6 protein-coding genes and 1 pseudogene are annotated in these 12,085 nt (G+C 70.5%); 5 read left to right on the forward strand and 2 right to left on the reverse strand.

Features of this window, described 5'->3' with window-relative positions; genetic code table 11:
- Nucleotides 1-42: 42 nt before the first annotated feature.
- Nucleotides 43-651: pseudogene (locus tag ABGI63_RS13250) on the reverse strand (M81 family metallopeptidase); the annotation flags it as partial.
- Entirely contained in the window at nt 648-2,324 is a 1,677-nt protein-coding gene (locus tag ABGI63_RS13255; RefSeq protein ID WP_349742840.1) for a serine hydrolase domain-containing protein, read from the reverse strand. The gene ABGI63_RS13255 and the pseudogene ABGI63_RS13250, both read right to left, overlap by 4 nt.
- Before the next feature lie 185 nt (nt 2,325-2,509).
- Here ABGI63_RS13255 and ABGI63_RS13260 point away from each other — a divergent pair, with 185 nt between their 5' ends.
- From ABGI63_RS13260 to ABGI63_RS13280, 5 genes are read left to right on the forward strand one after another with little or no spacing between them, the layout of a single operon-like run.
- Nucleotides 2,510-4,936 carry a TonB-dependent receptor gene (locus ABGI63_RS13260; protein WP_349742841.1) on the forward strand — a complete coding sequence of 809 codons (2,427 nt, stop codon included), beginning with the start codon at nt 2,510-2,512 and terminating at the stop codon, nt 4,934-4,936.
- A 2-nt stretch (nt 4,937-4,938) separates the two neighbouring features.
- Nucleotides 4,939-6,339, forward strand: coding sequence for an MFS transporter (locus tag ABGI63_RS13265; RefSeq protein ID WP_349742842.1), 1,401 nt, complete (start codon nt 4,939-4,941; stop codon nt 6,337-6,339).
- Between the two features lie 11 nt (nt 6,340-6,350).
- The gene (locus ABGI63_RS13270; protein WP_349742843.1) at nt 6,351-8,039 is read left to right on the forward strand and encodes a serine hydrolase domain-containing protein; all 1,689 of its coding nucleotides are present in this window, start codon (nt 6,351-6,353) and stop codon (nt 8,037-8,039) included.
- A 15-nt stretch (nt 8,040-8,054) separates the two neighbouring features.
- The gene (locus ABGI63_RS13275; protein ID WP_349742844.1) at nt 8,055-10,646 is read left to right on the forward strand and encodes an alpha/beta fold hydrolase; all 2,592 of its coding nucleotides are present in this window, start codon (nt 8,055-8,057) and stop codon (nt 10,644-10,646) included.
- Nucleotides 10,646-12,067 (forward strand): amidase, encoded by a 1,422-nt coding sequence (locus ABGI63_RS13280; protein ID WP_349742845.1) that lies wholly within the window; start codon nt 10,646-10,648, stop codon nt 12,065-12,067. Before ABGI63_RS13275 ends, ABGI63_RS13280 begins: the two co-directional genes overlap by 1 nt.
- Nucleotides 12,068-12,085: the final 18 nt, after the last annotated feature.

The following is a 12,085-nucleotide window of genomic DNA, read 5'->3' on the forward strand; positions in this document are numbered from 1 at the left end:
CTGCATGCGACGCACAAAGCCGGCCATCGGTTCGCGCGTCGTGTGCCACAGGCCCACCATCTTGCAATCGAACATCGCGGTGGTCGGCCGGACCTTGCCGGCCGCCGTGTCCAGCACGATGCGCAGCAGCTCCTCGAGCCGGGGCAGCGCATCGACATGCGGATACTCCTTGTAGGCGATGAGCGCGTCGGCCGAGCGCTGCATCAGCACGGTGGTGTGGCAGTGCAGGTCCAGCTCGACACCGATGGGCACGGCCGGCCCGACGAGGGCACGCACCCGCGTGATCAGATCGCCCTCGCAGTCCTCATAGCCCTCGGCCACCATCGCGCCGTGCAGCACCAGGATCACGCCATCGACCGGCAGCGCCGCCCGCAGATCGCTTAGGATCTCGTCGCGCAGGCCCTCGTAGACCGCGCGCACCGTGCGGCCCAGCGGCTGGGCGAAGGCGCTGATGCTCTCGACCAGCGCATGCCCCTGGTCGGCCAGCAGCCGGCGCAGATCGGCCATCGGCGCGCCAATGCCTTGCGGATCGCGCAGGCTCCCATCGCCATGGAAGATGCCGTATTCCTCGAAGCCGCCCCAGCCGGTCGGCGCGGCCGCATAGGTATTGGTCTCGGTGGCCAGGAAGGCGCCGAAGATCTTGTTGCTCATGCGGCGTGCTCCTCGCGGATGAAGCGCAGATGCCGCAGCCGCGGCGCATCCAGGCGCAGGCCGCTGACGCGGCCGGCCTCGCGATCGATATTGATGATGCCGGCGCCGCCCATGCCGGCGAACAGCGCATCGGCCGGCATGGCGAGCAGCAGGTCCGACGACAGCGGCTGCAGGCGGTAGGCACTGTGGCCGTGCCGGCCCTGCAGGCGCACGATGATCTGCAAGGCCTCGCCTTCGCCCTCGATCTCGACGTGGGCGTCGGTCTGCAGATCCGGCACACGGTAGCGGCCGGCCAGGGCCGGCGCCAGCGCGGCGCTGGTGGGAGCCACATCGGGCAGGCGCTTGCAGCGCAGCAGATGGCCGCCGTCGTTGAGGGTCAGGGTGTCGGGCGCGGTCTCGCCGGCGAGCTCCTCGAGTGCGAAGCCCAGCGGGTTCAGCGCGCTGTCCTCGCAGGGCAGCAGGGCCTCGCTGCCGGCCTGGCGCAGCGGCATGCCGCGGCTGCCCAGCCAGTTGAGCGCGAGCTTGCCGCCGGCGTCCTCGAAGCCGAATACCGCACCGGTCGCGGCGGCGTGATAACGCTGGCCGAGCAGCGCCGCATGGGCGGCGGCCAGCACAGGGGCGGGCGGCGCGTCCAGGGCCTCGCCGAGCAGTGCGTCGATGATCTGAAAGCCCAGCGCCACCGGCGAGATGGGGGCGCCGTTGACCATGATCATGATGTCCAGCTCATGAGAGGGCACCGTGATCATCTGCGAGGTGGCGCCGAGCACCGCGCCCGCATGGTGGATCACCTCGACGCCACGGTAGTCGTGGCGCATCAGGCCCAGCGCATAGGACAGGCGCATGCCGGTCGACAGCTGCGGCAGCGCAATCATCTGGGCCCAGCTGGCCGCGCTGCCGACTGTCTTTGCCGGGCTGCGCAGATGGGCCAGCCAGCACAGCATATCGGCGATAGTCGAGACCAGGGAGCCGCTGCCGCGCAGCTCGCCCGGGTAGATGCCGCGCTGCAGCCCGCCGCCCGCCGGCTGGGCCTGGTACTGCATGGCCATGCCGGCGCGGATCTCGAGGTCGCTGTTCAGCGACTCGGTGTCGTGCATGCCCAGCGGCGCGAAGATGCGCTCGCGCATGAAGTCCTCGAAGCGCTGGCCGCTCAGGCGCTCGATCACGCGCGCCAGCAGCTGGTAGCCGGTGTTCGAATAAATCATGCGCGTGCCCGGCTCGAAGTTGAGCTCGCGGTTGGGATCGTGCAGCGGCTTGGACCAGTCGGCCTTGGGCAGGATGGCCAGGCCCTGGGCGACGGCGGCCAGGTCCGTGCGCCAGCCGCCCGTGTGATGCATCAGCTGGCGCAGCGTCGGCCCGGCCGGGTGCAGCTGCGGCAGCTCGGGCAGGTGCCGGTAGACCAGGTCGTCGATGTCGAGCAGCCCGTCCTCGGCCAGCAGCAGCACGGCCAGGCAGGTGAACTGCTTGCTGGTGGATGCAATGCGCACACGCGTGTGCGGCGCCATCGCGACACCTTGCTCGATGCTGGCCAGGCCGACGCCACGGCGGTAGACGGTCCGGCCCGCGCGCGCGATGCCCACGACCAGGCCCGGCGCATCGCTGCGATTGAAGGGCTGCAGCAGGGCGTCGACGGCCGTCAGGCCGGTCGGGGAGGAGGAAGAGTCGGTAGAGGTCATGGCTTGATCGCAGTGGAGGGAAGACGGGTGTGCCTCCTGTACAGACGAGCCAGCCGCCCGTTTCCGGCATGCTGTCAGCTGCGGCCTAGGTGTTTACGCTGGGACTGATGAAATTGCTACCGGAATATGACGAGCGGCCCGTCTTCGTTGGATAGCAGTTCATCGTTTCCAACCAAGGAATTCCAATGAAGAAAAGCGTGCGCGGCCGGACTCTCCGTCATCTGGCCCTGGTGTGTACTCTGGCCATCGCCGCCACGGCCCATGGGCAGAGCCGCGAGTTCGACGTCGCTGCCGGTGATCTGAAGGCCGCCCTCGATGCCTATATCGCGCAGGCCGGCGTCCAGCTGCTCTACAAGGTCGACGACATCAAGGGCCTGTCGACCAAGGGCTTGAAGGGCAAGCTCTCGCCCGAGGACGCGCTGGCCCGCCTGCTCGACGGCACGCGGCTGAAGGTGCGGCGCGACGAGAGCGGCGCCATCGTGCTCTACAGCACGCCGCCCGACGAGCCCAAGCCGCGTGCCGATGTGTCGACCCTGGACACGGTCATGGTCAGCGCCTCGCGCCGCCGCGAGCCGGTGCGCGAGGTGCCGCTGAAGGTCGACGTGCTGCAGACCGAGGCGCTGGAGCGCGGCGGCGCGCGCGAGCTGGGTGACTATGTGGCCAGCCAGCCTGGCGTCACGCTGACGCATGGCGGTGCCTTCGCCGGCGCCCTGAGCATCCGCGGCCTGGCGACCGCCTCGGTGGGCGCCGCCTCGGTCGGGGTCTATGTCGACGATGTCGCCACCGGCTCCAGTGCGCCCTATGGCCTGGGGGCTGTCACGCCGCTGGACATGGGCCTGCTGGACCTGCACCACATCGAGATCCTGCGCGGGCCGCAGGGCACCCTGTACGGCGCCGGTGCGATGGGCGGCCTGATCAAGTATGTGACCAACGAGCCCGACACCGGCGAGTTCTCCGGCAGCGCAAGGCTCGCGCTGAGCTCCACCCAGTACGGCGGTACGGGTCACACGGTCAATGGCGTGGTCAATCTGCCGATCAAGCAGGACATGGCGGCCGTGCGCGTCGCCGCCTACAGCACGCGCTTCGGCGGCTATGACGACACCATCGGCGTGGCGGCCGAGAAGAACGTCAACCGCGGCACCACCACGGGCGCCCGCATCTCGGCGCTGCTGACGCCGAGCCGTAACCTCTCGATGCGCCTGACGCTCACCTCGCAGGAGGCCAGGCGCGTCGGCCACGACTACGAGGACCTGAATCTCGTCACCGGGCAGCCGGTGCTGGGCGAGCGCCTGCGCCGGCTCGGCGCCCGCGAGCCCAGCAGCGTGCGCACCGATCTGCTCGGCATGGACATCGAATACAACATGGGCTGGGCCCGGCTCAATGCCATCACCTCGGTGCAGGATGTGAAGCTACATGGCCAGCAGGACGCCTCCTCGTTGCTGCTGCCCGTGCTGGTCGGCGCCGGCGTTCCGGCCACCTCGGTCTGGGGCGACAGCCGTGGCGAGCAGCACCGTGTCAGCCAGGAGTTCCGGCTGACCTCGAGCGCCTCGCGCGATCTCGAATGGCTGGCCGGCCTCTACATCAACCGCGAGCGCTCCAGCATCGACGGCGGCTTCGGCTACACGACCGCCAGCGGCCCCGGCACGCTCAATCTCTACCAGACCAGCAAGCCCGCCACCTACCGCGATCTCGCGCTCTACGGCGATGTGACCTGGCATGCCACGCCCGCGCTGGCGCTGACCGGCGGCGTGCGTGTCGGCCGCATGGAGCAGCGCTTCACCAACACGTCGGCAGGCCTGCTGGCCGGTGGTACTTCGACCAATGGCGGCGAGTCCGAGGAGACCGCCACCACCTGGCTGGCCACCGCCGGCTACAAGCTCGACCCGCTGAGCTCGGCCTATCTGCGCGTCGCCAGCGGCTACCGGCCCGGCGGGCCGAATGGCCTGCTGCCGACGACCTCGCCTTCCGTCAAGCCGATGTTCAAGTCCGACTCGCTGTGGAGCTACGAGGCCGGCTACAAGGCCACGTTGCTGGACCGCCGGCTGATGGTCGAGGCCGCCGTCTATGACATCGAGTGGAGCGATATCCAGCAGACGATGAAAGACGGTGTCTTCGGCTTCTTCACCAATGCCGGCAAGGCGCGCATCCGCGGCGGAGAGCTGGGCCTGATCTGGCTGCCCAGCGCGGGCTGGCGGCTCGACGGCTCGCTGTCCCTGATCGATGCCAAACTGCGCACCGATGCCCAGGGCCTCGGCGGCCGTGCCGGCGACAAGCTGCCCAACACCGCCCGCGTCTCCGCCTCGATGTCCGCCACACGCGACTTCGAGCTCGCGGGTCGCCCGGCCTATCTGGGCCTGAATGCCCGCCATGTCGGCGAACGCCATGCCGGATTCCCCGGCAGCACGCTGGCGCGCGACTATCTGCTGCCGTCCTACACCGTGTACGGTTTGCAGGCCGGCATCGACTTCGAGCGCTTCAAGCTCTCCGCCTATCTGCGCAATCTGGCGAACAGCCGCGGTCTGGCGGCGGTCGCCGTCGACTCGGCGACCGCAGGCAAGGCCGTCGTGGTCGAGCCCCGCACCCTCGGCGTCGCCGTCAACGTCCCCTTCTGACCATGGCTTTCTTCACTCAGACCGCCGCTGCCCCGGCGGCTTCCTCCTCGCACGCCCCTGCATCGGCGCCAGCGACCCGGCGCGCCGGCGCGGCCTCCTGGTACACGCTGGCCGTGCTGCTGATCGCGACCATTCTCGGCTCGATCGACGGCATGCTGGTGACCCTCTTGACCGAGCCGATGCGCGTGAGCCTGTCGCTGTCCGACACCCAGATCGGCATGCTCAAGGGCGCCGGCCTGGTGCTGTTCTCCGGCCTGGCGACCCTGCCGCTGGGCTGGCTCGGCGACCGCTTCGACCGCCGCATCGTGCTGGCCGCCTGCGTGCTGGTCTGGAGCGCGGCGACCGGCCTGCGCGGCACCGCGATGGACTACGGCATGCTGTTCATCGCGTCCATCGGCCTGGGCGTCGGCGAGGCCGGGCTCGGGCCGCTCACCAACAGCCTGATCCCCGATCTGTTCCCGCGTGCCCAGCGGGTGCTGGCGAACGCGATCTTCGGCATCGCGGCCCTCTTCGGTGGCGCGCTCGGCGCGATCGTGGGCGGCAGCATCGTGCAGGCGATCGAGAAGTCGCACCACCTGCTGCCGGTCGCGCTGCAGGCCTACGAGACCTGGCGCCTGACCTTTTTTGCGATGGCGATCGTCGGTGCGCCGGTGATGCTGCTGGTGCTGACGATACGCAGCGCACGCGGCGCCGCCGCGGTCGGCTACGAGCCGCCTCCGCCGGGCATCGAGGTCAGCGGCGAGACCGACAGCATCAGTTTTGGCGACTACCTGCGCGCCCATTGGCGCACGCTGGCCTGCCTGGTGACCGCGGCCGGCCTGGCCTCGGTGGGCCTGAGCTCGATAGGCAGCTGGATCCCCATCGTCGCGGCGCGACAGTTCGGCGTGCAGCCGGCGCAGCTGGGGCAGGGCATCGGCGTGGCGGTGATGGTCGGCACCCTGCTTGGCGGGGTGCTGGGCGTCAATGCGATGCGGGTGGCGCGGCGCCGCGTCGGCCTGGCCGCGCCGGTGCGAGTGATGACGCTGGGCTACGCCGCTGCCGGGCTGATCTCGATTGCGCTGCTGTTTGTGCGCTCGGCCAACGATGTGTTCGTGCTGCTGGCCATGCTGCTGGTGCCGCTGATCTGCGGCGCGGTGGTGCTGCCGAACGTGCTGCAGGAGGTCGCGCCGGCCCATCTGCGCGCCCGCGTGGTCGGGGTACTGTCGATAGCCGGCCTGCCCTTCGCGGTGCTGGGGCCGCTGGCCATTGGCATGGTTTCGGACGCCGTGAAGCACATCCCCAACGGCCTGGCGATGGCCATCGTCGCCGCCACGATGACCGGCTGCCTGCTGGGCGCCGCCCTGCTGCGCGCGACCGAGCCCGCGTTCGTGCGCCTGATCAAGACCGTCAACCCTGCCGCTTGAGCCCGCTACCCATGTCTACCCTCACTACCGATCCGACCGCCGCGATTGCAGCGATCGACGCGCTTCTCCAACCGCTGTGTCGTGGCGATGCGCCCGGCATGGTGGTCGGCATCCACCAGCAAGGCCGGCTGCGCTACCGCCGCGGCTTCGGTCTGGCCAGCCTCGAGCAGGGCGTAGCGAACACGCCGCACACCCGCATGCGCCTGGCCTCGACCAGCAAGCACTTCACCGCGCTGGCCATCCTGCTGCTGGCCGAGGACGGCCGCCTGCAGATCGACGATGCGGTACAGCAGCATCTGCCCGAGCTGCCCAGGCTCGGCGCCGAAGGCCCGACGCTGCGCCAGCTGATGGCGCATACCGGCGGCTGGCGCGGCCATGATGAGCTCTGGACCTGGGCCAATGGACTGAACCTGCAGCCGACCGGCAGCAGCCTGGCGCTGATGGCGCGGCAAAGCGAGCTCAATTTCGAGCCCGGCACCCGCATGATTTACAGCAATGGCGGCTACCGCCTGCTGGCCCTGACGGTCGAGCGCGTCAGCGGGCTGAGCTTTGCCGAGTTCCTGCGCACGCGCATCTTCGAGCCGCTGGGCATGCTGGACAGCGAGTCCATCCCCAGCGTGCTCGATGTGCGAAGCGGCTTGGCGGGGCTCTACATGCCGGTGCCGGGCGCCGCGCCGGATGCGCGCGCGCAATGGACCCGTGCGCTCTACCCGACCGAGTTCGAGGGCAGCGGCTCGCTGGTCTCGACGGTGGACGATATGCTGGCCTGGCTGGCCCACCTGCGCAGCGAGAAGAAGACGGTCGGCAGCGCGCAGAGCTGGGCGCAGATGCTGGCGCCCAACACCCTGGCTTCGGGCGAGGTCTCGCCCTATGGCTTCGGCCTGGTCTGCCATCCTTACCGCGGCGTCGAGGTGATCCATCACAACGGTGCCATCCTCGGCGGCGGCTCGCAGATGATCACCGTGCCCGCGCATGGCCTGGACATCACGATCATGACCAATGGCCTGGCCGCCGCCCCCGCCGCGATCGCCCTCAAGCTGATCGACCTGCTGCTGGCCGATCAGCTGCCGCAAAGTGCCGAGGCGGCGGTGCCGCGGGTCGTGGCCAGCGCCTTCCCCGGCCTGCCCGGCCAGCACTACCACGAGCCCGAGAGCGGCAGCCTGATGCGCTTCGGCGAGGTGGCCGGCATGCTGGGTCTGTCCGTGCATGGCAGCCCTGTGCTGCCGCTGCGCAAACGCGGCGAGAGCAGTGCCTGGCTGGGCGTCATGGACATGGGGACCAGCGCCTTCGAGGTCGAGCTGGCCGGCGCGGATTCCGCGCAGGCCCCCGATACCTTGGAGGTGCGCGACGGCGGCCGGGTGCAGCGCTTCCGGCGTCTGGCCGAGGCCGCGCCCGAGTCGGCCGCGCTGGCGCCGCAGCTGGTCGGCCGCTACCGCAGCGCCGACCTCGATGCCGACGCGCAGATCGCCATCGAGGGCGCGATGCTGACGCTGACCGTGCAAGGCCGGCATGGCCAGCTGCGCTTTCGCCTGCAGCCCGTCTCGGAGGATGTGCTGTTCATCGTTCCGACCGACCCGCTGCTGGCCGCGCTCGCCAACAGCAATGTCGTCAACCTCGACCGCGCCGGCGCCCGGGTGGTCGGCCTGCGGATCGACAGCGTCCGCACCCGCCACATGCGCTTCACGCGCTTGGACCAGTAAGGGAATCCCGCCATCATGAAGTTCTTCACCGCCTTCCTCGCCACCGAGACCAACACCTTCGCCGCCGCGCCGACCGGCTGGGGCTGCTTCCGGGAGTACGGCATCTTTCGCGGCGATGCCAGCACGCGCGACCCGCAGGGCTTCGGCCTCTACCCGCTGACCCTGCGCCGCTGGCTGGCCGAGCAGGGCCACGAGCTGGTCGAGAGCACGACCGCCTTTGCGATGCCGCTGGGCCGCACGGTGCGCGAGGTCTACGAGGGCCTGCGCGACGAGATCCTGGCCGACCTGCAGGCGGCCCATGCAGCGGGGCCGCTGGACGGCGTGATCCTGGTGCTGCACGGCGCGATGGTGGCCGACGGCTATGACGATTGCGAGGGCGATCTGATCGAGCGGGCCCGTGCCATCGTCGGGCCTACCGTGCCCATCGGCGTCGAGCTGGACCTGCACTGCCACTACACCGCGCTGATGCAGCGCTCGGCTGATGTGATCGTGGCCTACAAGGAGTACCCGCACACCGATGCGCTGCCACGCCTGCGCGAGGTGCTCGACATCGTGCTCAAGGCGGCACAGGGCCTTGTCAAGCCGAGCACGGCCGTGTTCGACTGCAAGATGGTGGGCTTGTGGCACACGACGCGCGAACCGATGGCCGGCTTCGTGCGGCGCATGCAGGCCGTCGAGCAGCAGGCCGGCGTGCTGTCGGTCTCGCTGGGCCATGGCTTCCCCTGGGCCGATGTGGCCGAGGGCGGCGCCAAGCTCTGGGTGACGACCGACAACGATGCGGCGCTGGCGGCCGCGCTGGCCGAGCAGCTGGGCCGCGAGTTCTGGGCGCTGCGCGAGCAGACCCGCACGCCGAACCTCAGCATCGGCGATGCGCTGACGCAGGCGCTGGCGGTGCAGGGCGGTCCCGTGGTGCTGGCCGATGTGGCCGAGGGCGGCGCCAAGCTCTGGGTGACGACCGACAACGATGCGGCGCTGGCGGCCGCGCTGGCCGAGCAGCTGGGCCGCGAGTTCTGGGCGCTGCGCGAGCAGACCCGCACGCCGAACCTGAGCATCGGCGATGCGCTGACGCAGGCGCTGGCGGTGCAGGGCGGTCCCGTGGTGCTGGCCGATGTGGCCGACAACGCCGGCGGCGGCGCGATGAGCGATAGCACGTTCATCCTGCGCGAGCTGCTGGCGCAGGGCATAGCCGATGTCGCGATCGGCGGCTTCTGGGATCTGGGCGCGGTGCAGATCTGCAGCGATGCCGGCGTCGGCGCGCGCGTCGAGCTGCGCCTGGGGGGCAAGGGCGGCCCGGCCTCGGGCGCACCGCTCGATCTCAGCGCCACGGTGATGGCGGTGGTCGAGGATTTCTACCAGCCGGGTTTGAATGGCAGTAGCGACGGTGGCGACCGCATGGCCCTGGGCCGCAGCGTCTGGGTGCGCCTGGCCGATGGCATCGACATCGCGCTGATCAGCAAGCGCAGCCAGGTGCTCGATCCCCAGCTCTTCACCGGCCTGGGCATCGAACTCGCGCGCAAGCGGCTGATCGTCGTCAAATCGGCCCAGCACTTCCATGCCCGCTTCGCGCCGCTGGCCAAGGCGGTCTTCTATGTCAGCACGCCCGGCACGGTGAACACCGACTTCGCCAGCCTGCCTTATCGCGTGCGCAGCCTGGACTACTGGCCGCGGGTGGCCGATCCGCACTGGCTCGCGCCGGCGGCCCAGCCCCCGGGCCGGCTTTACGAGATCGACGGCCTGCGCCTGCACCTGCACCTGAGCGGCCCCGTGCCCACCGATCCGCGCCAGCCCACCATCGTGATCGAATCGGGCGCCGGCACCGTCTCGCCGGTCTACGCGCGCCTGCAGCGCACACTGGCCCGCAAATACCCGGTCTGCAGCTATGACCGACCGGGCCTGGGCTGGAGCCAGCCCGATGCGCAGCCGCTGGACGCCGAGCGCAATGCGCGCCGCCTGCATGCGCTGCTGGACGCGGCCGGCGTGCGCGGCCCGCTGCTCTTCATCGGCCACTCGCTGGGCGGCCTCTTGATGCGCGTCTACACCGGTCTCTACCCCGAGCAGGTGGCCGGCCTGATGATGCTGGATGCCAGCCATCCAGACCAGTTCGCGCTCTACGACGAGGCGCCCACGGAGCAGATGGCCGCCGAGCGCGCGAAACGCGTCAAGCTGCGCGCCGGCGGGCCGCCGCCGCCGGAGTTCGCGATGATCGATGCGGTGTGTGCCGACATGCCCGAGGTCGCCGAGCAGGTGAAGTCGACCTTCACGCCCGAGGCGGTGGACGCGATGCTTTACGAGGTGCAGGGCCTGCGGCAGGTAGGGAGCCAGGCCGCAGCCGCACCCGATCTGGGCGAGCGCCCGCTGGTGGTGCTGTGGGCGCCCAAGCCGCCGGCGCCGACCGGCATCGAGGGCCTGGATGCGGTCTACCAGCGCTGGCCGGGCTATCAGCAGGCGCATGCGGAGCTGTCGACGCGCGGCCGCGTGCGCGAGCTGGCCGGTTCCGAGCACATGAGCATCGCGGTGCTGCCGCCCTTTGTCGCCCAGGTCGCCGAGGAGGTTGATGCGCTGATGGCGCAGATCGCGGCGGCCCCGGGCCGGCGGCGGGAGCCCTGATGGCCGCGCTGCATGAGCTGAGCGCCGAGGCGCAGTGCGCGGCGCTGCAGCGCCGCGAGATCTCTTCCGTCGAGCTGGTCGCCCATTACCTGGCGCGCATCGAGCGCCATGGCGCGGCGCTGGGGGCCTTCGTGACTGTCTTCGCCGAGCAGGCGCTGGACGCGGCTCGGCGGGCCGATACGCAAGCCCCCTCGGGCCTGCTGCACGGCCTGCCGATGCCGCTGAAAGATCTGCATCCCAGCGCCGGCCTGCCGACCTCGCTGGGCAGCGCGGCGATCACCGGCTGGGTGCCCGAGCAGGACGGCGGTGTCGTCGGCCGGCTGCGCGAGGCCGGCATCATCGTGATCGGCAAGACCCATGCGCCCGAGTTCGGCCCCTGCTGCTATACCGAGACGCAGCTGGCCTCACCGGCGCTGAGCCCCTATGGCGAAGGACTGTCGGCCAGCGGATCGAGCGGCGGTGCGGCCGCCGCGGTGGCGGCCGGCCTGGCGCCCATGGCCCATGCCAGCGACGGCCTGGGCTCGACGCGCACGCCGGCCTCGAACTGCGGCCTGGTCGGCATCAAGCCCAGCCGCGGCCGCATCCCCTCGGTGCTGCCGTCCTGGTACCAGCTCGGCAGCGAAGGACCGGTGGCCCGCACGGTCGGCGATGCGGCGCTGTTCCTCGACGCCGTCGGCGCCATCGGCCCCGGCGAGCTGTGGCGCCAGCCAAGCTGGGCGCCCGATGCGCACCGCAAGGCCGCGCGCACGCCGCTGCAAGGCCGCCTGCGCATCGGTCTGTTGACCGACCCCGGTAGCGACGAGACGACGGTCCATGCGGACTGCCGGCAGGCCTGCACCGAGGCCGCCCAGGCGCTGGAAGCGCAGGGGCACGAGATCGTGGCTATGGTGCTGCCGCCGGCGTTGCGCATCTGGGCCTTGATGGAGCCGCTGTGCGATGTGATCGGCGTGAGCCTGAGCCTGCATGTGCAGACCCAGGTGAGCGAGGACCGCCGCGCGGCGCTGATGCCTTACACGCGCTGGTATGTCGAGAACGCCGAGGCAACCACCGGCCAGCGCTATGCCCAGTCGATGATGCGTCTGGCGGCGGCGGCCAGCGCCTGGCTGAAATGGCAGTCCGGCGTCGATGTGCTGCTGACGCCGACCAGCAGCGCGCCGGCCCTGCCCAGCGGCGCGTTGCGCCTGGATGACGGCCGCGCATCGAGCGAGGCCATGCTGCGCTGGAGTGCCTTCACACCCTGGGCCAATCTCAGCGGCGCGCCGGCCATCAGTTTGCCGGTCCATCAGACGGCATCGGGCCTGCCGGTCGGCGTGCAGTTGATGGCCATGCCCGGCCAGGATGAGCGCCTGTTGGGCCTGGCCGGCGCGCTGGAACAGATGTTTGCCTGGCAGCGGCGGCATCCGCCGGTCTGGACGGACTAGCAAGCTGGTCCGGGCCTC

This window comes from Roseateles cavernae, from assembly GCF_040187885.1.
GTDB lineage: Bacteria > Pseudomonadota > Gammaproteobacteria > Burkholderiales > Burkholderiaceae_C > Roseateles_E > Roseateles_E cavernae.

Coding starts and splice junctions, on each gene's coding strand:
- ABGI63_RS13255 (WP_349742840.1), bottom strand. CDS start 2,324: ATGACCTCTACCGACTCTTCCTCCTCCCCGACCGGCCTGACGGCCGTC.
- ABGI63_RS13280 (WP_349742845.1), top strand. CDS start 10,646: ATGGCCGCGCTGCATGAGCTGAGCGCCGAGGCGCAGTGCGCGGCGCTG.
- ABGI63_RS13265 (WP_349742842.1), top strand. CDS start 4,939: ATGGCTTTCTTCACTCAGACCGCCGCTGCCCCGGCGGCTTCCTCCTCG.
- ABGI63_RS13260 (WP_349742841.1), top strand. CDS start 2,510: ATGAAGAAAAGCGTGCGCGGCCGGACTCTCCGTCATCTGGCCCTGGTG.
- ABGI63_RS13275 (WP_349742844.1), top strand. CDS start 8,055: ATGAAGTTCTTCACCGCCTTCCTCGCCACCGAGACCAACACCTTCGCC.
- ABGI63_RS13270 (WP_349742843.1), top strand. CDS start 6,351: ATGTCTACCCTCACTACCGATCCGACCGCCGCGATTGCAGCGATCGAC.